Here is a 20,978-nt window from a genome sequence, read left to right as displayed (position 1 = left end):
GGGGGACGGGGCATATGGACGGAATCGAGGATGCCGGGGCGTTCGTCACCGGCGGCATGGCGGCCCGCGCGATCGAACGCGAGAGGCACGGCGCGCACGGGCATGCCGATGCGCACCACCTGCACGGCAGCGCCTGCGCCAATTGCGGGACGGTGCTGACCGGCGAGTTCTGTCAGGCATGCGGACAGGCGGCGCATCTCCACCGCGACATCACCGGCTTCGCGCACGACGTGCTGCATGGGGTGTTCCATTTCGACGGCAAGTTCTGGACGACGCTGCCGATGCTGGCGTTTAGGCCGGGGCGGCTGACGCGGCGCTATGTCGATGGCGAACGCGCGAAGTTCGTGACGCCGATGGCGATGTTCCTGTTCTCGGTGTTCCTGATGTTCCTCGTCGTCGGCAACGTGCCGGGATGGTTCGCCCCCGGTGACAAGACGGCCGATACCGCCGCGCTCGCCGCACCCCGCCACGAAATCGACCTGTCGATCGGCAAGGCGCGCGAGGAACTGGCGCGGCTGGAAGCGAACCGGGCGACCGTCGCCAAGGCCAATGGCGATACCGCGCCGGTCGATCGCAAGATCCGCCAGATGCGCGGTGAACTCAACGGCCTTCAGACGGCCGCGCGCTTCCTGCCAGGTGGCGACGCCATGCCCGCACGGGTCCGGGTGCGATCGCGGCTGCTGGAGCAGCAGGACACCGCCGCGATGGGCAACTGGATCGAACGCAAGATCGCGCTGGCCCGTGCCAATCCCAAACTGCTGTTCTACAAGATGAAAAGCAGCGGGTATAAATATAGCTGGGCGCTGATCCCGATGGCGCTGCCGTTCCTGTGGGCGATGTTCGCGTGGCGGCGGCGCTTCGGCCTGTACGATCATGCGGTGTTCGCGACCTATTCGATCGCGTTCATGTCGCTGCTGGTGGTGGTGCTGACGCTGGTCGGCTGGGCATTGGGTGGCTTCGGGCGGACGATCGCGTGGACGGCGCTGTTCCTCGTGCCGCCGGTGCATATGTATAAGCAGCTCCGCCATGGCTATGAACTGCGCCGGTTTAGCGCGCTGTGGCGGACGGTGGCACTGGTCCATGTCGTATCGCTGACGTCGCTGGCGTTCTTCCTGCTGCTGCTGTCGATGGGGCTGGCGGATTAAGGCGATGGCGCAGGAGCGCAACCGCGTCTCGATGTGGCTGCTCTGGCTGGTCGGTATCCTGTGGTTCGCTGTTGCCGCCCCGATCGTGATCCTGAGCCTATTGTTTCTGGAGGTGCCGTTGTGGCCGTCGTTCAGCGAGGAACGCACCGTTGAAGGGACCATGGTCTGGGCGGTGCTGACGATGTGGGTCTATGTCACGCCCGTTGTCCTGTTCGTCGTCGTCCGGCGGCGCCGCCGGTAGCGATGCGCGGCATCGCGCTGCCGTTGGTGTGTATGGCGCTGGCGGGCTGTTCGGGGCCGCCGCCGGAGTCCTGCATCGCGCGCGAGCGTGACTGGCCGCTTCAATCCGGGCTGATGCGGGGGATCGATCCGGTGCTGGTCCGTATCCGGGTGGAGCGCGACGGGCGGATCGTCTTCAACGGCCAGGCCAGCACGCCGGCGCAGGTCGCGCGCTACGTCCGGCTGCTGGACCGGCAACGCCCGCCGCCGGCCGTGCGGCTCGACGTCGACGGGCGCGCGCCGTGCGAGGCGGGCGAGAGGGTTCGCCGGATGCTGGACGGCGTGGCGATGTGCCGCGACGGCTATTGCGGCGAGCGTGGCGCATGGGAGTGGGGGTACGGCCCGCCGGTCGCGCCGCCGGGATAGGGCGGGTCGGCGCCAACGCCGCGAATCACCTTGGCCCTGCCCGCGCGAACCCTTATCTGCGCGCGCATGACACCGCCGAAACCCGAATGGGCCCCCCACGCCGCCGTCTGGATCGGCTATCCCAGCCACTCCGAGCTGTGGCTCGACGACCTCGATCCGGCGCGCGACGAAGTGGTCGCCTTTGCCCGCGCGGTCGATGCCGATGGCGCAGGCGAGCGCGTGATCCTCGTCGCCGCCGATGATGCCGCCGCCGCCGATGCCCGCGCGCGTGCGCCGTTCGCCGACGTCACGGTGCAGCGCATCGGCGACATCTGGCTGCGCGATACCGGGGCGATCGTCGGCGGCGACGGGACCGCGCATCATTTCCGCTTCAACGGCTGGGGCGGGAAATACGACCTGCCCGGCGACGACGATGTCGGCGCGCGGCTGGCCGCCGAGCGGGGTATGGCACTCGCCGAACACGACTGGATCGTCGAGGGGGGCGCGATCGACGGCGATGGCACCGGCCTTGTCGTCACGACCCAGCAATGCCTGCTCAACGCCAACCGCAACCCCGATTTCTCGCAGGCGGCGGCGGAGACGCGGTTGCGCGAGGATCTGGGCTACGACCGGGTGTTGTGGCTGGGCGACGGGCTGCTCAACGACCATACCGACGGCCATGTCGACAATCTGGCGCGCTTCGTGGGACCCAACCGGCTGGCGCTGCCCGAACCCGCCGAGAACGATCCCAACTGGCGCGTCTATCAGGACGCGGCCGAGCGCGCGGAGGCGTTCGGCGTCGAGGTGGTGCGCGTGCCCTCCCCCGGCCGGGTGCTGTCCGACGAGGAGGAGATCATTCCGGGCAGCCACATGAACTTCTATATCGGCAATGCCACCGTGGTCGTGCCGCTGTATGGCACCGGCAGCGACGAGGCGGCGGTCGCGGCGTTTCAGGCGATCTTTCCGAACCACCGTGTCGTCGGGCTGCGCGCCGACCATATCCTGACCGGCGGCGGCAGCTTCCACTGCATCAGCCAGCAGATTCCGGCTTGAAGGAAGACCCATGACCCAGATTTCCGTCGCCGCGATCCAGGCGGGCTTCACGCCCGACATCGACCGCAACATCGCCCATGTCGGCGCGCTGGTGCGCGAGGCCGCCGCGCGGGGGGCGCAGGTGATCCTGCCGCCCGAATTGTTCGAGGGCGAATATTTCTGCCGCGTCGAGGACGAGGGGCTGTTCGCCAATGCCAAGCCCACCGCCGACCACAAGGCGGTGCAGGCGATGCAGGCGCTGGCCGCCGAGCTGAAGGTCTATATCCCCACCAGCTTCTTCGAGGCGGACGGGCCGCATCATTACAACAGCCTCGCGATGATCGACCCCGACGGTCGCATTCAGGGCGTGTATCGCAAGAGCCATATCCCCGACGGGCCGGGCTATGAGGAAAAATTCTATTTCCGCCCCGGCAATACCGGGTTCAAGGTGTGGGACGGGCCGGCCGAGAGCGATCGGGCGAAGATCGGCGTCGGCATCTGCTGGGACCAATGGTATCCCGAAACCGCGCGGGCGATGATGCTGATGGGCGCGCAGGTGCTGTTCTATCCGACCGCGATCGGCAGCGAGCCGCACGACACCAGCCTCGACACCGCGCGGCTATGGCGGCGGGCGATGGTCGGCCATGCGGTGTCGAACGTCGTGCCGGTGGTGGCGGCGAACCGGATCGGCGTGGAGCACGACCAGACCTTCTACGGCACGTCGTTCATCGTCGACGAGCGCGGCGACGTGCTGGCCGAGCTGGACCGCGAGGAAGAGGGGGTCATCACCGCGACGATCGACCTCGACCGGGTCAAGCGCCACCGCGCGGCGTTCGGCTTCTTCCGCGACCGGCGGCCCGAGCTGTACGGGCGGCTGGTGCAGGATATTTGAAAGGCTGTCTGAAAATTCGTGGAAGCGCAAAATGCGTTTCAGCGCATTTTCGAACAATCCAAGCGGGATCGACCTTCAGCCAATGCTACGGCTTCTCGTCGTTCCCGCGCAGGCGGGAACCCATAGACGCAACGGACTCGATTCGATCGCCGGCGTCGGCGTGTATGGATCCCCGCCTGCGCGGGGATGACGCAGGGGGGCGAGGGCAAATTCCCCCGCCAAAGCTGAATGTCCATCCGTCCGAAGTCGCGGAGCGCTACCGCCCGATCCACTGCCGGCGGCGGAACCACGCGACGATGCCGGCGCTCATGCCCGCGCACAGCGCGACGACGCCGGCGAAGGCCCATGGCTCCTTGGCGAAGGGGATGCCCTCCACGTTCATGCCGAGCAGGCCGGTGACGAAGGTGAGCGGCAGGAACACCATCGCGACGATCGCAATCTGCAAGGATCGCTGGTCGAGCTGTTCGGCGCGCAGGTCGGTCAGCGTTTCGTGGATCAGCGCGGCGCGTTCGCGGATCGCATCGACCTCCTCGGCCATGCGCGCGGCGCGATCGGCGGCAGCGGACAGGTGGAGGCGATCGTCGGCCCCCAGCCAGTCACCGGGCATGGTGCCGAGCTTTTCGAGCGCGGCGCGCTGCGGCACGAGAAACCGGCGATAGCCGATCGCGCGGACGCGGGTGCGCGTCACGTCGCGGCGCTGTTCGAAGATGCGCGTCGGGTCGAGCGCTTCCTCGCAGGCGTCGAGCGTGTCGCCCAGATCGGCGATCAGCGGGTCGAGTTCCTCGGTGATCGCGGTGGCGAAGGCGACGATCAGGTCGCCGGGATCGGCGATCCGGCCGCTTTCGACCTGGGCGATGACCGGTTCGAGCGCGGACAGGCGACGGCGCGTGACCGAATGGACATGGCCGCGGCTGGCATAGAGCCGGACCGAGGCGAGCGGATCGGCGCTCGACAATTCGTCTTGCGACAGGCCGCGCAGGTTGACGAACGCGCCGTGGCCGATCGCGTCGCAACGCGGGCGCGTCTCGACGGCGGTCAGCGGCTCGACGACATAGTCGGCGAGGCCGGCTTGCCCACGCAGCCATGGCGCGATCGCCTCCCCCTCGCCATGGAGATGGACCCAGACGAAATCACCCTGGGCATGGGCAGCGTCTTCGGGGGGGATGCGCGTCGCCTTGCCGGCAGTGATGACCCATGCGCGGCCGGTCATGCGATCACCACGGTGAGGCCGGGCGGCGGCGGATCGGCGGGCGGCCCGTCCAGCCGCACCGCATCGGCGCGGGCGCGGGCGAGGATCGCAGGCGGCGTGGCGGGCGCGGCATGGAGGCGGTCGGCCTGCCCCAGCCAGCGTGCCTCGCGCAGCGTCAGGTCGTCGGGGTCGGTCGAGCGCAGGCGGATCGTCACCACCTGTCCGGCGACCATGGCCGCGCCGTCCAACCAGTCGGCGACCGCGCCGGCGCCGTGCGGGACCAGCGGGTCGAGCGCGCCGCCCGGCGCGACCGCCGCACCGATCGCGCGGCGGCGGTCGCCGCCGTCGGGGAAGCGGGCACGGAGCGGTCCGCGTGCCGCGCCGAGCGCTTCGGCGAGACGGCCGAGGTTCGGCGGCAGCACCGCCTCCAACCGCTGGCGGATCGCCGCCGCGAGGCCTGCCGAGACGCCGCCGGTCGACACCGCGACCAGCACCGGCGAGCGGTCGACGATCGCCGGCAGGGTGAAGTCGCAATCGGCCGGGCGATCGACCGCGTTGACCAGCACGCCGCGCGCCTTCAGCGCATCGATCGCGGCGCGCGCCTCGCCCTCATCCTCGATCGCGACGATGGCGATGCGGGCGTCGGCGGCGTCCTCCACGACGGTCGCGCCGCTGCGTTCGAGCAGGCGGCGCTTGGCGTCGGCGGCCTCGCCCTCGCCTTTCAGGATCACCGCCAGCCCGGCGGTGCGCAGCAGGATCGGCAGGCCGTTCACAGCCAGGGCGGTAGACGGTCGGCGGTGGCCAGCGCCTCGATCGGCGGACGCTCGCGCACCACCGCGAAGGCGTCGCCCGATACCAGCACCTCGGGCACCAGCGCGCGCGAGTTGTAGGTCGAGGCCATCGTCGCGCCGTATGCGCCGGCGGTCATGAACGCGACGAGATCGTCGGCCTGTACCACGTCCATCGTCCGGCCGAGCGCAAAGGTGTCGCCGGTCTCACAGACCGGGCCGACGATGTTGGCGGGCGCGGTGTCGCCGGTGGGGGCGACGGCGCGGATGTCGTGATAGGCATCGTAGAGGCTGGGGCGCAACAGGTCGTTCATCGCCGCGTCGACGATGACGAACGGCGCGCTCGCGCCCGCCTTCACGCGGATGACCCTGCTGAGCAGCACGCCCGCGTTGGCGACGATCAGCCGGCCGGGCTCGAACATCAGCCGCGCGTCCCAGCCGGCGGTCGCGCGCGCGACCATCGCGCCATAGGCGGCGGGCGACGGCGGGACGGGCTTCGCGGGATCATAGGGGACGCCGAGGCCGCCGCCCAAGTCGGCGTGGGTGATGGTATGGCCGGCGGCGCGCAGATCGGCGATCAGCGCGCCGACGCGGCCGAACGCGGCCTCCAGCGGCGCGAGGTCGGTCAACTGGCTGCCGATATGCACCGCGACGCCGCGCACCTGTACCCCCGGCAGCGACGCGGCATGGGCATAGGCGGCAAGGGCGGCGTCATAGCCGATGCCGAACTTGTTCTCCTTGCCCCCGGTCGAGATTTTCGCGTGGGTGCCGGCGATCACGTCGGGGTTCACGCGGATGGCGATGCGCGCGGTCTTGCCCGTGGCGCTTGCCACGGCGGAGAGCATGTCGAGTTCGGGTTCGGATTCGATGTTGAACTGGCCGATGCCGGCGTCGAGCGCACGGGCCATCTCGTCGGCGGTCTTGCCGACGCCCGAGAACACGATGTTTTCAGGTGCCATGCCGGCGTCGAGCGCACGGTACAGTTCGCCGCCCGAGACGACGTCAGCCCCCATGCCGGCGCGCGCCAGCGTCGCCAGCACCGCCTTGTTCGGGTTGGCCTTCACCGCGAAGGCAACCAGCGGCTCGCCCTTGCCCAGCCCCGCCACCGCGTCGCGGAACACGCGGACATGCCGTTCGAGCGTCGCGGTGGAATAGACATAGACCGGGGTGCCGATGGCTTGCGCGATCATCGGCAGCGGCACGTCCTCGGCATGGAGGATGCCGCCGTTCAGGGTGAAATTGTCCATGGGCGGGTCTTCTAGAAGAGGGAGACGGGTGCGCAAACCCTCCATTCGTCTCTCCAGCGAAGGCTGGGGGGATGAAGGAGGCAGGTCGGAGTCCGATCCATCCGCCCTACAACAAGCGTCATCCCGGCGAAGGCCGGGATTTCGTGGGGCAATCGCGCGACAGGAACCGCGAGAGGCCCCAGCCTTCGCTGGGGCGACGGTACGGGGCGGGCGGATCAAGCCTTAGCGCGGCGGCAGGACGAAAGGGTCGTCGCCGCGCGCCTTGGATTCGGTGAGCAGTTCGTCGCTGCGCGAGGGGCGTTGCTGCGTCGTCGGATCGAGCAGCTCGGCCGGGGTCGGCGTCGCGGTCGCACCATAGGGCGCGGGCGGGAGCGCGGCGTTTTCCTGCGGGCGGAGATCACGGCGCGATCCGCAGGCGGCGAGCGCCAGCACCAGCGCGAGGGGGACGAGGGCGCGCATCAGCCAGCCGCCCGTGCGGCGGCGATGGCTTCGCGTACCCGTTCGGGCGCGGTGCCGCCGAAGCTCTTGCGGCTGGCGACCGAGGCGTCGACGCTCAGCACGTCGAAGATGCCCGCCGTGATGCGGTCGTCGATGCCGGTCAGATCGTCGAGCGTCAGGCCGTCCAACCGGCAGCCCTTGCCCTCGGCCAGCTTCACCGCGCGGCCGGTGATGTGGTGCGCCTCACGGAAGGGCACGCCCGCTTCGCGCACCAGCCAGTCGGCGAGGTCGGTCGCGGTCGAATAGCCGGTTTCGGCGGCGGCGCGCATCCGGTCGGTGCGGAAGGTGGCACTTTCGATCATGCCGGTCATCGCCGCGATCGAGAGTGCCAACAGGTCGGTCGCCTCGAACACCGGCGGCTTGTCGTCCTGCATGTCCTTGGAATAGGCAAGCGGCAGGCCCTTCATCGTCACCATCAGCGCGGTCATGCAGCCCATGATCCGCCCGGAGTGCCCACGCACCAGCTCGGCGGCATCGGGGTTGCGCTTCTGCGGCATGATCGAGCTGCCGGTCGACCATTGGTCGGAAAGGCTGACGAAGCCGAACATCTGCGACGCCCAGATCACGAACTCTTCGGCGAGGCGCGACAAATGGAGCGAGCATTGGACGCAGGCGGTCAGATATTCGATCGCGAAGTCGCGGTCGCTGACCGAATCGAGCGAGTTGCGCGTCGGGCCATCGAAGCCGAGCGCCTTCGCCGTCGCCTCGCGATCGAGCGGAAAGCCGGTGCCGGCCAGCGCCGCCGAGCCGAGCGGATTGCGGTTCAACCGCGCGCGGGCATCGGCGAAGCGGCCGCGATCGCGCGCGATCATCTCGTGATACGCCATCAGGTGATGGCCGAGCGTCACCGGCTGCGCGACTTGCAGGTGAGTGAAGCCGGGCATGACGCTGGCGGCATGTTCCTCGGCGCGGACCAGCAGCGCGGCCTGCAACTGGCCGAGCGCGGCGTCGACCGAATCGATCGCGTCGCGCACCCACAGGCGGAAATCGGTCGCGACCTGATCGTTGCGCGAACGCGCGGTGTGCAGCCGTCCAGCGACGGGGCCGATCTTGTCGGCCAGCCGCGCCTCGGTCTGCATATGGATGTCTTCGAGGGTCAGATCGTCCGACACGCCATGTTCGGCATAGTCGTCGGCCACCGCGTCCAGCCCGGCGAGGATCGTGGCGATATGGTCGGGCTCGACGATCCCCTGCGCGCCGAGCATCGTCGCATGCGCCTTCGATCCGGCAATATCCTGTCGCCACATCCGCTTGTCGAACGGGATCGAGGCGTTTATCTCGCGCATCACGGCCGAAGGACCTTCGGCGAAGCGTCCTCCCCACATGCTGTTGGAGCCTGTCATGCGCCCAGTAATCGCGCTTCTCCTTGGATTGGCGATGGTCGTCGGCGGCTGCGATAAACGCGCCGGCACGCCGGAGCAAGCAGCACCGGTCGAGGACGGCACCGTTCCCGACGTTCCCGCCGCCAATACCGCCGCCGTTCCCGAAGCCGCAGGCAAGATCGACCGCAGCCACAAGGGCGAGGCGTTGCCCGCCTATCGCTTCGAGGATGGGGCGGGCAAGCCGGTGACGCTGGCGACGTTCAAGGGCAAGCCGCTGTTGCTGAACGTGTGGGCGACATGGTGCGCGCCGTGCGTGCGCGAGATGCCGACGCTCGATGCACTGGCGACGAAGGCGGGCGATACGCTTTCGGTCGTGGCGGTGTCGCAGGATCTGGAGCCGGCGAAGGTGCAACCGTTCCTGACCGAACGCGGGCTGAAGCTCGTCGGCTACCGCGACCCGAAGCTGCAGTTCACCAGCGGCATGGGGCTGAACCTGCCGACGACGATCCTGTACGATGCCGCCGGCAAGGAAGTGTGGCGCGTGGTCGGCGGGATGGACTGGGCCGGGGCGGACGCGGCGAAGCTGATCGCCGAGGCGTAGGGAAGCGTATTGCTCCCCTCCCTTCGAGGGAGGGGAGTGGTCCTACTCCCGGTCGGGTGCTGCCCCGGCCTGCGGGATTTCGGGGGCGGCACCGGGCGAGCCTTCGTCGAAATCCTCGCCCGCCGCGCCGCCGCCCGCGCCCATGCCGCTGCCGTGCGCTTCGCCGTTGGGGGCGATCCATGCGCGGCGGCCGTTGTCGGGCGGCAGGTCGCGGCCATCCTGCGCGTTCAGCGACGGTGCGGGGCCGGCGTCGGCGCGGGCCTGATCGGCATCGCGCGTCCGGTCATATTCCTGCCCGGTACGCCCGTCGGGCCGGTCGAAGGCGTTACGGGGTTCGGTCCGTTCGGGATCGACGGCGGGATGTGCGGGCGTGTCGGCCATGGAAACTCTCCTCGGGCGATCAATCGCTCGGAAGCGGGCGACGTTCCCTATTCCATCGCAGCGGGCTTGCGTTCCAGCCGGTTGCGGACGCGCAGTCCGACGAACAGCATCGTCGGCCAGAACATGGTGTTGACGATGTCGAGCGAGGTATCGCCCCAGCGCCACGACCCATAGTGCAACCGGTCGAGCAGTTCGTTGCCGAATTCCGCCAGCGCCACGACCAGCAACGGGACCGGCGTCGACAGCCGCCGCCCGGTGATGACGCGGGTGGCGAGCAGTACCGCCATGCCGGCATGGACGTGCAGCAGGCTGTCGGCCATGCCGGTGCCGTCGCCGATCTCGTGGATCAACTGGGCGTAAAGCGCGGGAATATCCATGGCATGCGACGTTGGCGCAGCCGGGCCTTGCCCTCAAGCGGAAAGCGATGGGCGGGAACCGAATTTGCTGCAGTGCAGAAGGGCCGTTGCGCCCATTTTGCCGCAACCATACGAAAGCATTGAGCTTTCCCGGCACCGCGCGGTAGCATGGCTGACAACGCGGTCAGGAGGGATACGGGCGATGACGATCGAACGCCGGGACGTGCTGCGATCGGCGGCGATGCTGGGGCTGGGACTCGCCGCCCCCGCGATCGGGCAGCCGACGCGCAAGCTCGGCTATGCGATCGTCGGCCTTGGCTATTATGGCCTCGGCGTCATCATCCCGCAGTTCGCGAAGTGCGCCCACAGCCGGCTGGCGGCGGTGGTCAGCGGCGACCGCGCCAAGGCCGAACGGGTCGCGCGCGAGCATGGCCTGTCGCCCAAATCGATCTATTCCTACGCGAATTTCGACAGCATCCGCGACAACCCGGACGTCGACATCGTCTATGTCTGCCTGCCCAACGGGTTGCACGCCGAGTACACCATCCGTGCGGCGCGGGCGGGCAAGCATGTGTTGTGCGAGAAGCCGATGGCGGTATCGGTTGCCGAAGGACAAGCGATGATCGCCGCATGCAAGACGGCCAACCGCAAGCTGATGATCGGCTATCGCTGCCATTTCGAACCGTTCAACCGCGAGGCGATGCGGCTGGCGCGGAGCGGTGCGGCGGGGAGAATCCGCTTCGTCCGGTCGGAACATGGCTTCGTGCAGGGCGATCCCGGCGCGTGGCGGCTGAAACGCGCGCTGTCGGGCGGGGGCTCGCTGATGGACATGGGGGTCTATAGTTTGCAGGCGGCGCGCTACATGACCGGCGAGGAACCGGTCGCCGTCACCGCGCGCGAATCGACCGACCGGCGCGATCCGCGCTTCGCGGAGGTCGAGGATATGATCGACTGGACGCTCGAATTTCCCTCGGGCGCGATCGCGGGCTGCCTGTCGATGTACAGCGCCAACCAGAACCGCATCCTGTTGATGGGCGACAAGGGCCGGATCGAGCTGGAGCCGGCCACCCGCTATGACGGCAACCGGATGTGGACCGGCCGCGACGGGCGCGAGCGCGAGGTGATGCCGCCCGACGTTCAGGCGAACCAGTTCGTGGGGCAGCTCGACCATTTGGCCGACTGTGCGGTGAGCGGTCGCGAGCCGATCGTGTCGGGCGAGGAAGGGTTGCGCGACATGGCGATCATCGAGGCGATCTATCGATCGGCGCGCGAGGGGCGGACCGTGCGGCTGGCGCGCGCGGCATGATCGGCGCGCTGCTGCTGGGGATCGTCGTCGCGCAGGCATCGCCCGCTCCCACGCCGTTCGCGGACCAGCGCACGATCGACACCGCCATCGCCGACATGCGCGCCGAGATGCGGCGCAGCGGCAGCGGCTTCGCCTATCGTCCGCTGGTGCAGGACGGGCGTAGCACAGCGGCGATCGAGGTGTGGGCCAGACCCGGCAAGCCGGCCGTCCACCCGGATGCGGCGGAATATGCGATCGTCCTCGACGGCGCGGGCACATTGGTGTCGGGCGGCACAATGGTCGAGCCGAAGGCGAGCGCGCCCGGACTGGTCGAAGGCAGCCGGATCGAGGGCGGCACCACGCGGCGGCTCGCCAAGGGGGATGTGATGCTGATCCCGGCGGGCGTGCCGCACTGGTTCGGCGTGACCGGCGACCAGCTGGTGCTGCTGGGGATGAAGCTGGGGCGGTAAGGGTTCGATTCCGCTCCGAAACACACGTCATCCCGGCGAAGGCCGGAATCTCCCGGAGATGGCGCGGGACGAGAGCCGCTTGAGTGCCGGGGCGACGGTTTCATGCGGACGAATCAAAAGGCACAGAATGGACCCACATTCAGCCGATGCCATGCCTTTCGTCGTTCCCGCGCATGCGGGAACCCATAAACGCAGCGGCTCCGGTTCCTTCACTGGCGTCGGCGTATATGGATCCCCGCCTGCGCGGGGATGACGCGGGGGATTGGAGGATACATCCCCCTGCCAACGCCGAATGTCGATCCCGCCTAGCAGGCTACAACCGCCCGGTCGGCGTCGGCGGGGGCTTCCGCCGAGAGCGTCGCGCGGACCGCTTCGCCGACGATCAGCATCGCCGGATCGTGCGCGCTGATCGCCTCGACCAGAAAGGCGAGCGACGACAGGCGGCCGCGGATGATCCGTTCGGTGGGGAGCGAGGCGTTGACCACCACCAGCACCGGGGTATCGGCGCTGCGTCCGGCGGCGATCAGTTGCTGCATCACCGTCTGCGCGGCGGCGCGGCCCATGTAGACGGCCAGCGTCGTGTCGGGCGCGGCCAGCGTCGCCCAGTCGAGGTCGAGCGGCTCGCCCGCCTTCGCATGCGCCGTCACGAGCGTGAGGCGACGGGCGCACCCGCGCAGCGTCAGCGTGGCCCCGGCCGAGGCGGCCGCCGCGCTGGCGGCAGTGACGCCGGGGCAGATGCGGACCGTGATCCCCGCGGCGGTGCAGGCCGCCAGTTCCTCGGCGGTGCGGCCGAAGATCGCCGGATCACCGCCCTTCAATCGAACGACGCGCTTGCCGGCAAGCGCCGCCGCGACGATCAGCCGGTCGATCGTCCCCTGATCCTTCGAATGGCGGCCCGAACGCTTGCCGACGCTGATCCGGTCGATGCCGTCGGGAATCAGGTCGAGGACGCCCGGCCCCACCAGCGCGTCGTGGAACACCACGTCGGCGGTGGCGATCAGCCGTGCCGCCTTGCGCGTCAGCAGATCGGGATCGCCGGGGCCGGCACCGACCAGCCAGACGCTGCCGGCGGGGAAATCGTCATGCGGCATGGGTGTTCTCCGTGGACAGGATGCGGGCGAGCGCCGGGCGGCACGATCCGCAATTGGTGCCGGCGCCGATCGCCGCGCCGATCGCGGCGACGTCGGCAAGCTGCCGGTCGCGGATCGCGGCGACGATGGTGCGTAGGCCGAGGTCGAAGCAGCTACACACGATCGGCCCGCGATCGACCTGTACCCCCGGCGCGCGGCCGGCGAGGACGGTCGGCGCGACCTGTGGTTCGGAGAGCTGGTCGATCAGCCAGTCGCGCGTCGGCAATTCGCCGGTTTCGGTCAGGAACAGCGCGGCGACCATCCGGCCGTCGTTCAGCACCGCCACCCGCCGCGTACCGCGCGCGGCGTCGATCGCCTCGATCCGCTCGCCGGCGGGCAGGCAGGTGTCCAAACGCAGCGGATCGCCGTCGCCGGCCAGTTCCCACAGGCTGCCCGCCGGCACCGTCACCCGCGTCGCCCACAGGCAGTCGGGGCGGCGCGCCGGGTCGCCGGTCACGATCAGGAAGCCGCGCCAGCGGGTGGCGACGGCGGCGACGCTTGCCGGGGTCGATTTGAAACCGGGCTGGCCCGACACCGGATCGACGAGCGGACGCGGCAACAGCCCAGTGCGCCCGCCGCTCGACGTCTGGTCGGTCCAGTGGATCGGCACGAACAGTTCGCCCACGCGCTGCGCATCGGTGACGCGCGCGCGGTAGAGGCTGTCGCCCTGCGGGGTCGCCACGCGGGCGAGGCCGCCGTCGACGATGCCGAGCCGGTCGGCGTCCGCCGGGTGGACCTCGACCAGCGGTTCCTCGCGGTGGCGGGCGAGCTTGGGCGCGAGGCCGGTGCGGGTCATGGTGTGCCACTGGTCACGATAGCGGCCGGTGTTGAGCGTCAGCGGCCAGTCCCTGAGTGGTGCGGGCAGCGGCTTCTGCACCGCCGGCACCAGCCGGGCGCGGCCGTCGGGCGTGGAGAAGCGACCATCGGCGAACGGCGTGCCGCCCCAGCGGAACGGCGTCATCGCGTCATAGGCGACGTTGCCGCCATTGGCGCGGCCGGGCAGCGCGAACAGGCGCGCGCCATCGTTCTGATAGGTCGACAGGCGGACATGCTCGCGCCAGATGTCGGCGGGGCGATCATAGGCAAACGCGGTCTTCCAGCCCATGCGCCGCGCGACTTCCTTGACGATCCACCAATCAGGCTTCGCGTCGCCGGGCAGCGGGAAGATCGCGCGCTGACGGCTGACGGTGCGGTCGGAATTGGTAACGGTGCCGTCCTTTTCGCCCCATGCGGCGGCGGGCAGGCGGACATGGGCGAAGGCGCCGGTGTCGGTGTCGGCCATCACGTCGCTGACCACCACGAACGGGCAGGTCGCCAGCGCCTCGCGCACGCGGGTCGCGTCGGGCATCGATACGGCGGGGTTGGTCGCCATCACCCACAGCGCCTTGATCCGGCCGTTGCCCAGCTCGCGGAACAGGTCGACCGCCTTCAGTCCGGGCTTGGTGGCGATGGTCGGCGAGGCCCAGAAACGCTGGACGCGGGCGCGGTTGTCCTCGGCGAAGTCCATGTGCGCGGCGAGCGTCGAGGCGAGCCCGCCGACCTCGCGTCCGCCCATCGCATTGGGCTGTCCGGTGATCGAGAAGGGCTGGGCGCCGGGCTTGCCGATGCGGCCGGTGGCGAGATGGACGTTGAGAATGGCGTTGACCTGATCGGTGCCGGCCAGCGCTTGGTTCACGCCTTGGCTGAACATAGTGACGGTGCGCGGGGTGGCGGCGAACAGCTCGTAGAAGCGGCGCAGGTCGGCGACGGGCAGGTCGCAGGTGCGCGCGACCGACCACAGGTCGCTGCCCGCGCCGGTACGCTCCCAGAAATCGTCGGGCAGGCTGAGGTGATCGGCGACGAAATCCTGATCCAGCACGCCCGCGTCGCGGCACCAGTGGAGCAGCCCGTTCATCAGCGCGACGTCGCTGCCCGGACGGATGGCGAGGTGGAGATCGGCCTCGTCCGCCGTTTCGGTGCGGCGCGGATCGATGACGACCAGCTTGGCGCCCGCATCGCACCGTGCGCGGATCCGCTGATAGACGATCGGGTGGCACCATGCGGTGTTCGATCCGACCAGTACGATCAGGTCGGCGGCGTCGATGTCCTCATAGGTAGCGGGAACGATGTCCTCACCGAACGCGCGGGTGTGGCCGGCGACCGCGCTCGACATGCACAGCCGCGAATTGGTGTCGATATTGGCCGAACCGATGAAGCCCTTCATCAGCTTGTTGGCGACGTAATAATCCTCGGTCAGCAACTGGCCCGAGACATAGAAGGCGACGCTGCCGGGACCATGGCGGGCGATCGTGTCCTGAAATTTGCGCGCGACGAGGTCGAGCGCCTTGTCCCAGCTTGCGTGGCGCTTGCCGATCATCGGATGCAGCAGGCGCCCCTCAAGGCCGACCGTCTGGCCGAGGTGGGTGCCCTTGGAACACAGCCGGCCGTGGTTGGCGGGATGGTCGGGATCGCCCTCAATCTGGACCGCGCGCTCGCCGGTGCGGGTGGCGAGGATGCCGCAGCCGACGCCGCAATAGGCGCAGGTGGTTTTGATAGCNNNGGGCAGTCACGGGCGCTTCGGACATTGGACAGGCCCCTCTCCCCGGCCCTCTCCCCTGAAGGGGAGAGGGAAGTTGGTCGCGTTCACGCCGCCGCCTTCAGCGTTCCGGCGCGGCACAGCAGGACGCGGCCGCCGCTGATCCTGACCGGCACGGTCGGGGTACAGCCCTTGTCCTCGCCCAGTGCCTCGCCGGTCGACAGGCTGATGCGCCAGTTGTGCAGCGGACACGCCACCGCGCCGCCGTGGACGATGCCTTGCGACAACCGGCCATGCTTGTGCGGGCAGCGGTCGAGCAGCGCGAACACCTTGTCCTCGCCGGTGCGGAACACGGCGATGTCGTCGCCACCCTCGACCTGCACCGTGCGACTGCCGCGCAGCGGGATTTCATCGACCCAGCCGATGTCGAGCCATTCGCCCGCCAGAAAATCAGGGGTCATGCCATCGCTCCTGCGGGCTGGAAGCGCGCCATCGGCGCGTGTTGTTCGCGGTCGGCCCCGGCGACGCGCGCCGCCCATGGATCGTCCTGCATGAATTGCTGCGAGAAGCGGAACCGCCGGGCGTATTCGGCACGGACACCGGCGTCGGGCAGCAGCCGCGACTGGATATGGGCGAGGCCGACCCGCTCGATCCACGGCGCGGTCCGCTCCAGATAGCGCGCCTCCTCGCGGTAGAGCTGGATGAAGGCGGCGCACATGTCCATCGCCTCCTCCTCGGTCGCCACCTTGCACAACAGGTCGGTCGCGCGGACCTTGATCCCGCCGTTGCCGCCGACGTGCAGTTCGTACCCTGAATCGACGCAGACGATGCCGAAGTCCTTGATCGTCGCCTCGGCGCAGTTGCGCGGGCACCCCGACACCGCGATCTTGAACTTGTGCGGCATCCACGACCCCCATGTCGCGCGCTCGATCTTGACGCCCAACCCGGTCGAATCCTGCGTGCCGAAGCGGCACCATTCGGAACCGACGCAGGTTTTGACGGTGCGCAACGACTTGCCATAGGCATGGCCGCTGACCATGCCGGCGGCGTTGAGATCGGCCCAGACGGCGGGCAGATCCTCCTTCTTGATCCCGAAGATGTCGAGCCGCTGGCCGCCGGTCACTTTCACCATCGGCGCGTCGAACTTTTCCACTACATCGGCGATCGCGCGCAGCTCGCGGGGGTTGGTGAGGCCGCCCCACATGCGCGGCACGACCGAATAGGTGCCGTCCTTCTGGATGTTGGCATGCATCCGTTCGTTGACGAAGCGGCTCTGCTGGTCGTCCTTGTAGACGCCGGGCAGCGCGCACAGCAGATAATAGTTGAGCGCCGGGCGGCACGACGAACAGCCGTCGGGCGTCGACCAGTGCAGCTTCTGCATCACTTCGGGGATCGAGCGCATATCCTGCGCGACGATCTCGCGGCGCACATCGTCGTGGCCGAAGCTGGTGCATTTGCACATCGTCTTGGGACCCGCCTCGACCGCGTCGCCCAGCCGCAGCGCCAGCAGGGTTTCGACGATGCCGGTACATGACCCACAGCTCGCCGATGCCTTGCACCCGGCGCGCACCGCGTCGAGGCTGCCCGCCCCGCCGTCGATGCAGGCCAGCACCTTGCCCTTGGTCACGCCGTTGCAGCCGCAGATTTCCGCATCGTCGGAAAGCGCCGCAACGGCCGACCTAGGGTCCGCCTGCCCCCCTCCCGAGGCAAAGGCCTGGCCGAAGATCAGCGCGTCGCGGATGTCGGCGACGTCGGTGCCCTTCTTCAGCAGGTCGAAATACCAGTTGCCGTCGGCGGTATCGCCATAGAGCACCGCGCCGACGATGCGGTCGCCCTTCACGACCACCCGCTTGTAGATGCCGCGCGAGGCATCGCGCAGCACGATGTCCTCCGCGCCGTCGCCGCCGGAAAAATCCCCGGCGGAGAACACGTCGAGCCCGGCGACCTTCAACTTGGTCGAGGTGGCGGTAGGCTTGTAGCCGCTCGGCGCGCCGACCAGCGCGTCGGCCAGCGAGCGGCACATGTCCCACAGGGGGGCCACGAGGCCATAGACCTGTCCGTCATGCTCGACGCATTCGCCGACCGCGAGGATCGCCGGGTCGCTCGTCACCATATGGTCGTCGACCTTGATGCCGCGCCCGACGTCGATCCCCGCCGCGCGGGCAAGTGCGACCGAGGGACGGATGCCGACCGCCATCACCACCAGATCGGCGGGGATGACCGTGCCGTCCTTCAGGTGGACCGCCTCGACCTTGCCGTCGCCGACGATCGCGGCGGTGTCCGCGCCGGTCAGGATCGTCTGGCCACGCGCCTCCAGCGCGGTCTTGAGCAGCCAGCCCGCCGCCTCGTCCAACTGGCGTTCCATCAGCGTCGGCATGATGTGCAGCACCGTGACCTTCATGCCGCGCAGCGACAGGCCGTGCGCCGCCTCCAGCCCGAGCAGGCCGCCACCGATCACCACCGCCGATCCGCCGCGTTCGGCGGCGGCGAGCATTGTGCCGACGTCGTTCATGTCGCGGAAGCTGACGACGCCGGGCAGGTCCTTGCCCGGCACCGGAATGATGAACGGATCGGAGCCGGTCGCGATCAGCAGCCGGTCATAGGCGAGCGTCTGTCCGCTGCGGCTGATGACGGTGTGCGCATCCCGGTCGATCGCGACGACCGGATCGCCGCTCATCAGGGTGATGGCGTTGTCGGCGTACCAGTCGGCACCGTTGATGACGATGTCGTCGAACGTCTTTTCCCCGGCCAGCACCGGCGACAACATGATCCGGTTGTAGTTCACCAGCGGTTCGGCACCGACGATGGTGACACGGTAGCGCGTGGGATCGCGCGCCAGCAGTTCCTCGACCGCGCGGCAGCCGGCCATGCCGTTGCCGACGACGACCAAGTGTTCCTGGGCGTCGCCCTCGGGTAATTGAATGGGGTCGTGCTTCATATCGTCCAGTCCAGTTGGAGCCAGAATTTGCGGGTGTCGGTCGCGAAGCGATCGGCGCGATAATCGGCGTAGCGGACGCTGGCGGTGGTGCGGCCGAGCGTCGCCTGCGCGAGAAAGTTCAGTTCATCGCCATAATGGCGGACCAGCCGGTCGCTTTCGAACCGGTGCCAGATCGCCTGAACGCTGACGTTCTTCGCCCGGCCGACCTGCTTCCAGCCCCAGCCGCCGCTGGCATACAGGTCGCGCAGGCCGTCGGCGGGCTTGGGCGTGAATTTCTCGGTCCAGCCGTTGAATTTGAACACGGCGGCAAGCGGCGTCTGAAAGCTGGTGAACGGCCGCCCGTCGTCGGCGCCCAGCACTTCGTAGCCCAGCCCGAGCCGGGGTCCGGCAAGGTCGAGCGAGGCGTCGGCCAGCCAGTAATCGGCGCTATAGTCGTTGGGATTGCGGCCATGATCGGACTGGCGCGCCCAGCTTGCCTGATAGCCAAGCTTCGCCTTGCCGATCGCGCGGCTGCCGGCGAAGCGGAGGCCATAGGTCTGGCTCGACAGGCGATAGGCCTGCACCGCCGCCTCGTCCTGATCGACCAGATAGGCGAAGCCGGTCAGCGTGCCGATCGGCGTGGTATAGCCGAGGTTGGCGAGGATATTGTTCCCCTCGATCACCCCCTGCCGCGCGCCCGTGCCGTCGATGCCCCACACGGTATGCACCGCCCACGCATAGGTCACGTCGGCCTTCAGCCCCTTTGCCGGGGTCAGTTCGGCGCGCACCGCGTCGAACGTCTGGCCGTTGTTGCGGATCGCCGCCGCGCCGACGAAGCGTTCGTCGTCGATCACGATCCGCTGCCGCCCGGCGGTGAGCGTCATGGCCGGCGCGCGATACTGTACCTGCGCGCGGTAGAGGCCGATCGACTGCGGATCGGCGATCAGCGGACGGGTGGCATCGGGGTGCAGCCCGTCGAAATAATCGCCGACGATCGCGAGATTGCCCTGCGCCTCGGCCAGCGCCGACCAGCGGCCGTCGCTGACCGACAGTCCGGCACGGACCCGCGCCGTCACCCCGTCGGCGGTGCGCGGCAGGCCGTCCTGATCGGCATGTTCGTAGCGCAGCCGGGCGTCGACGAGCGGCTTCACGCTCTGGGCCATGGCCGGCGACGCGATGCCGAGCAGGAGGAGGGTGGCGGGGGCGATACGCGGCATGGCGATCAGATCCTCACGCCCTGGGCGGTGCCCCACCGCGCGCGCCATCCCGCCTTCACCACGACGAGCCCGGCGAGCGCCACCAGCGCCAGCGCGGCGAAGACGAGAAAGCCGGGGGCGAAGCTGCCGGTCCACTGCTTGGCGAGGCCGAGCGAGGAGGCGAGGTAGAAGCCCCCCACCCCGCCGGCCATGCCGACGAGGCCGGTCATCACGCCGATCTCGGCGGCGAAGCGCTGCGGCACCAGTTGGAACACCGATCCGTTGCCCACCCCCAGCGCGAGCATGGCGATGACGAACAGCGCGAGTGCGGCGGGCATCGTCGTGACGCTGGCCACCCCGGCCAGCGCGACGGCGGCGACCACGAACACCGCCATCAGCGTCTTCACGCCGCCGACCTTGTCGGCCAGCGCGCCGCCCATCGGCCGCACCAGCGACCCGGCGAACACGCAGGCGGCGGTGGCATAGCCGGCATGGATCGTCGACAGGCCGAACCGGTCGGTGAAATAGATCGGCAGGCTGGCAGCAAGGCCGACGAACCCGCCGAAGGTGACGGCATAGAAGCCCATCAGCCACCACGCATCGCCCTGCTTCAGCGGGGACAGATATTCCCCCAGCCGCTTGGGCGCAGGCGCGTTCGGCGGGTCCTTGGCCATCGCCATATAGGCGACGAACACGAGACTAAGCGGGATGCAGGCGAGGCCCAGTACCGCGTTCCAACCGAACAGCTTGGCGAGGCCAGGCGCGAACAGCGCGGCGAGCACCGTGCCCGAATTGCCCATGCCGGCCAGCCCCATCGCCTTGCCCTGATGCTCGGGCGGATACCAGCGGCTGGCGAGCGGCAGCGCGATCGCAAAGCTCGCCCCGGCGAAGCCCAGCACCACGCCCAGCGCCAGCGTGCCGGCAAAGCTGGTGACGCCGAGCATCCATGCGGTGGCTAGCCCCAAGATGACGATGATCTGGCTGATCGCGCCCGAGCGCTTCGGCCCGATCCGGTCGACCAGCAGCCCGTTGACGACGCGCAACAGCGCGCCGGCCAGCGTCGGCACCGCGACCATCAGCCCCTTCTGCGCCGGGGTCAGCCCCAGCGTCGTGGCGATTTCAGGTGCCAACGGTCCGAGCAGCACCCACACCATGAACGCGAAGTCGAAATAGAGAAATGCCGCGATCAGCGTCGGCGTATGCCCGCTGTTCCAGAAGCTGTCGGGCGTGTCCTTCGCCCCGTTCCATGCCGTCGCCATGCCCTGCGCTCCCCCATGAGCCCGAAAATGAAAAAGCCGCCAGAACGACGACCCATCTCGGGCGCGTTCTGGCGGCTTCGTTGCCTCTGTTCGGATACCGGACGCCTCGCGTCCGGTGGTCCGTCAGCGGG

The 20,978-nt window shown here is 69.1% G+C and carries 20 protein-coding genes and 1 pseudogene; 8 read left to right on the top strand and 13 right to left on the bottom strand.

Features of this window, described 5'->3' with window-relative positions:
- The first annotated feature begins 14 nt into the window (after positions 1-14).
- From ASE78_RS08085 to aguB, 5 genes are all read left to right on the top strand, one after another.
- The gene (locus ASE78_RS08085) at positions 15-1,145 is read left to right on the top strand and encodes a DUF3667 domain-containing protein (RefSeq protein WP_056495569.1); all 1,131 of its coding nucleotides are present in this window, start codon (positions 15-17) and stop codon (positions 1,143-1,145) included.
- Positions 1,146-1,149: 4 nt separating this feature from the next.
- On the top strand, positions 1,150-1,386 hold the full coding sequence (locus ASE78_RS08080; RefSeq protein ID WP_056495566.1) for a hypothetical protein: 237 nt from the start codon (positions 1,150-1,152) through the stop codon (positions 1,384-1,386).
- A gap of 2 nt (positions 1,387-1,388) precedes the next feature.
- A complete protein-coding gene (locus ASE78_RS08075) occupies positions 1,389-1,790 on the top strand; it encodes a hypothetical protein (RefSeq protein WP_056495563.1) in 402 nt (133 codons plus the stop codon).
- 66 nt (positions 1,791-1,856) lie between these two features.
- Positions 1,857-2,822 (top strand): agmatine deiminase family protein, encoded by a 966-nt coding sequence (locus ASE78_RS08070; protein ID WP_056495560.1) that lies wholly within the window; start codon positions 1,857-1,859, stop codon positions 2,820-2,822.
- 10 nt (positions 2,823-2,832) lie between these two features.
- Positions 2,833-3,693, top strand: a complete 861-nt coding sequence (gene aguB / locus ASE78_RS08065) for an N-carbamoylputrescine amidase (protein ID WP_056495557.1) — start codon at positions 2,833-2,835, stop codon at positions 3,691-3,693.
- Positions 3,694-3,949: 256 nt separating this feature from the next.
- Here the strand turns inward: aguB and ASE78_RS08060 are convergent, their stop codons facing one another.
- The 5 genes from ASE78_RS08060 to argH form a co-directional block, all read right to left on the bottom strand.
- On the bottom strand, positions 3,950-4,903 hold the full coding sequence (locus ASE78_RS08060; protein WP_056495553.1) for a CorA family divalent cation transporter: 954 nt from the start codon (positions 4,901-4,903) through the stop codon (positions 3,950-3,952).
- Positions 4,900-5,661 carry a bifunctional precorrin-2 dehydrogenase/sirohydrochlorin ferrochelatase gene (locus ASE78_RS08055; RefSeq protein WP_056495551.1) on the bottom strand — a complete coding sequence of 254 codons (762 nt, stop codon included), beginning with the start codon at positions 5,659-5,661 and terminating at the stop codon, positions 4,900-4,902. Before ASE78_RS08055 ends, ASE78_RS08060 begins: the two co-directional genes overlap by 4 nt.
- Positions 5,652-6,917 (bottom strand): diaminopimelate decarboxylase, encoded by a 1,266-nt coding sequence (gene lysA / locus ASE78_RS08050; RefSeq protein WP_056495548.1) that lies wholly within the window; start codon positions 6,915-6,917, stop codon positions 5,652-5,654. Before lysA ends, ASE78_RS08055 begins: the two co-directional genes overlap by 10 nt.
- Positions 6,918-7,139: 222 nt before the next feature.
- Positions 7,140-7,376 (bottom strand): hypothetical protein, encoded by a 237-nt coding sequence (locus ASE78_RS08045; RefSeq protein ID WP_055761336.1) that lies wholly within the window; start codon positions 7,374-7,376, stop codon positions 7,140-7,142.
- Complete coding sequence (gene argH / locus ASE78_RS08040; RefSeq protein ID WP_056495545.1) at positions 7,376-8,740, bottom strand: argininosuccinate lyase; 1,365 nt, start codon at positions 8,738-8,740, stop codon at positions 7,376-7,378. The genes ASE78_RS08045 and argH overlap by 1 nt, the downstream gene beginning before the upstream one ends.
- Before the next feature lie 16 nt (positions 8,741-8,756).
- Between argH and ASE78_RS08035 the strand changes: the two genes are divergently transcribed.
- Positions 8,757-9,338, top strand: coding sequence for a TlpA family protein disulfide reductase (locus ASE78_RS08035; protein WP_235514934.1), 582 nt, complete (start codon positions 8,757-8,759; stop codon positions 9,336-9,338).
- A gap of 42 nt (positions 9,339-9,380) precedes the next feature.
- Here the strand turns inward: ASE78_RS08035 and ASE78_RS08030 are convergent, their stop codons facing one another.
- Both ASE78_RS08030 and ASE78_RS08025 read right to left on the bottom strand, forming a co-directional pair.
- Positions 9,381-9,719 carry a hypothetical protein gene (locus tag ASE78_RS08030; RefSeq protein WP_056495538.1) on the bottom strand — a complete coding sequence of 113 codons (339 nt, stop codon included), beginning with the start codon at positions 9,717-9,719 and terminating at the stop codon, positions 9,381-9,383.
- Positions 9,720-9,766: 47 nt separating this feature from the next.
- Positions 9,767-10,096 (bottom strand): hypothetical protein, encoded by a 330-nt coding sequence (locus ASE78_RS08025; protein ID WP_056495535.1) that lies wholly within the window; start codon positions 10,094-10,096, stop codon positions 9,767-9,769.
- A gap of 181 nt (positions 10,097-10,277) precedes the next feature.
- Here ASE78_RS08025 and ASE78_RS08020 point away from each other — a divergent pair, with 181 nt between their 5' ends.
- Positions 10,278-11,381 carry a Gfo/Idh/MocA family protein gene (locus ASE78_RS08020; RefSeq protein WP_056495532.1) on the top strand — a complete coding sequence of 368 codons (1,104 nt, stop codon included), beginning with the start codon at positions 10,278-10,280 and terminating at the stop codon, positions 11,379-11,381.
- The gene (locus tag ASE78_RS08015; RefSeq protein WP_056495530.1) at positions 11,378-11,830 is read left to right on the top strand and encodes a cupin domain-containing protein; all 453 of its coding nucleotides are present in this window, start codon (positions 11,378-11,380) and stop codon (positions 11,828-11,830) included. Before ASE78_RS08020 ends, ASE78_RS08015 begins: the two co-directional genes overlap by 4 nt.
- 305 nt (positions 11,831-12,135) lie before the next feature.
- Here the strand turns inward: ASE78_RS08015 and cobA are convergent, their stop codons facing one another.
- From cobA to ASE78_RS07985, 6 genes and pseudogenes are all read right to left on the bottom strand, one after another.
- A complete protein-coding gene (gene cobA, locus ASE78_RS08010) occupies positions 12,136-12,921 on the bottom strand; it encodes a uroporphyrinogen-III C-methyltransferase (RefSeq protein WP_056495527.1) in 786 nt (261 codons plus the stop codon).
- Positions 12,911-15,496: pseudogene (locus tag ASE78_RS08005) on the bottom strand (molybdopterin-dependent oxidoreductase); the annotation flags it as partial. The gene cobA and the pseudogene ASE78_RS08005, both read right to left, overlap by 11 nt.
- 86 nt (positions 15,497-15,582) lie before the next feature.
- Positions 15,583-15,936, bottom strand: coding sequence for a nitrite reductase small subunit NirD (gene nirD, locus ASE78_RS08000; protein ID WP_056495522.1), 354 nt, complete (start codon positions 15,934-15,936; stop codon positions 15,583-15,585).
- Positions 15,933-18,413, bottom strand: a complete 2,481-nt coding sequence (gene nirB / locus ASE78_RS07995; RefSeq protein ID WP_056495518.1) for a nitrite reductase large subunit NirB — start codon at positions 18,411-18,413, stop codon at positions 15,933-15,935. The genes nirD and nirB overlap by 4 nt, the downstream gene beginning before the upstream one ends.
- Positions 18,410-19,609 (bottom strand): hypothetical protein, encoded by a 1,200-nt coding sequence (locus ASE78_RS07990; protein WP_056496372.1) that lies wholly within the window; start codon positions 19,607-19,609, stop codon positions 18,410-18,412. The genes nirB and ASE78_RS07990 overlap by 4 nt, the downstream gene beginning before the upstream one ends.
- A gap of 5 nt (positions 19,610-19,614) precedes the next feature.
- Positions 19,615-20,847 carry a nitrate/nitrite transporter gene (locus tag ASE78_RS07985; RefSeq protein WP_055761372.1) on the bottom strand — a complete coding sequence of 411 codons (1,233 nt, stop codon included), beginning with the start codon at positions 20,845-20,847 and terminating at the stop codon, positions 19,615-19,617.
- Positions 20,848-20,978: the final 131 nt, after the last annotated feature.

The organism is Sphingomonas sp. Leaf25, from assembly GCF_001421635.1.
Classification (GTDB): domain Bacteria; phylum Pseudomonadota; class Alphaproteobacteria; order Sphingomonadales; family Sphingomonadaceae; genus Sphingomonas.
The sequence above is the reverse complement of the archived record's forward strand: the minus strand, read 5'-3'. Positions and strand labels throughout refer to the sequence as shown.

Excerpts from the sequence above, each read along its gene's own strand:
- ASE78_RS08075 (WP_056495563.1), top strand. The coding sequence starts at position 1,389 with ATGCGCGGCATCGCGCTGCCGTTGGTGTGTATGGCGCTGGCGGGCTGT.
- ASE78_RS08035 (WP_235514934.1), top strand. The coding sequence starts at position 8,757 with ATGCGCCCAGTAATCGCGCTTCTCCTTGGATTGGCGATGGTCGTCGGC.
- nirD (WP_056495522.1), bottom strand. The coding sequence starts at position 15,936 with ATGACCCCTGATTTTCTGGCGGGCGAATGGCTCGACATCGGCTGGGTC.
- nirB (WP_056495518.1), bottom strand. The coding sequence starts at position 18,413 with ATGAAGCACGACCCCATTCAATTACCCGAGGGCGACGCCCAGGAACAC.
- ASE78_RS08020 (WP_056495532.1), top strand. The coding sequence starts at position 10,278 with ATGACGATCGAACGCCGGGACGTGCTGCGATCGGCGGCGATGCTGGGG.
- ASE78_RS08015 (WP_056495530.1), top strand. The coding sequence starts at position 11,378 with ATGATCGGCGCGCTGCTGCTGGGGATCGTCGTCGCGCAGGCATCGCCC.
- ASE78_RS07985 (WP_055761372.1), bottom strand. The coding sequence starts at position 20,847 with ATGGCGACGGCATGGAACGGGGCGAAGGACACGCCCGACAGCTTCTGG.
- ASE78_RS08030 (WP_056495538.1), bottom strand. The coding sequence starts at position 9,719 with ATGGCCGACACGCCCGCACATCCCGCCGTCGATCCCGAACGGACCGAA.
- ASE78_RS08070 (WP_056495560.1), top strand. The coding sequence starts at position 1,857 with ATGACACCGCCGAAACCCGAATGGGCCCCCCACGCCGCCGTCTGGATC.
- argH (WP_056495545.1), bottom strand. The coding sequence starts at position 8,740 with ATGTGGGGAGGACGCTTCGCCGAAGGTCCTTCGGCCGTGATGCGCGAG.
- cobA (WP_056495527.1), bottom strand. The coding sequence starts at position 12,921 with ATGCCGCATGACGATTTCCCCGCCGGCAGCGTCTGGCTGGTCGGTGCC.
- ASE78_RS07990 (WP_056496372.1), bottom strand. The coding sequence starts at position 19,609 with ATGCCGCGTATCGCCCCCGCCACCCTCCTCCTGCTCGGCATCGCGTCG.
- lysA (WP_056495548.1), bottom strand. The coding sequence starts at position 6,917 with ATGGACAATTTCACCCTGAACGGCGGCATCCTCCATGCCGAGGACGTG.
- ASE78_RS08080 (WP_056495566.1), top strand. The coding sequence starts at position 1,150 with ATGGCGCAGGAGCGCAACCGCGTCTCGATGTGGCTGCTCTGGCTGGTC.
- ASE78_RS08060 (WP_056495553.1), bottom strand. The coding sequence starts at position 4,903 with ATGACCGGCCGCGCATGGGTCATCACTGCCGGCAAGGCGACGCGCATC.
- ASE78_RS08025 (WP_056495535.1), bottom strand. The coding sequence starts at position 10,096 with ATGGATATTCCCGCGCTTTACGCCCAGTTGATCCACGAGATCGGCGAC.
- ASE78_RS08045 (WP_055761336.1), bottom strand. The coding sequence starts at position 7,376 with ATGCGCGCCCTCGTCCCCCTCGCGCTGGTGCTGGCGCTCGCCGCCTGC.
- aguB (WP_056495557.1), top strand. The coding sequence starts at position 2,833 with ATGACCCAGATTTCCGTCGCCGCGATCCAGGCGGGCTTCACGCCCGAC.
- ASE78_RS08085 (WP_056495569.1), top strand. The coding sequence starts at position 15 with ATGGACGGAATCGAGGATGCCGGGGCGTTCGTCACCGGCGGCATGGCG.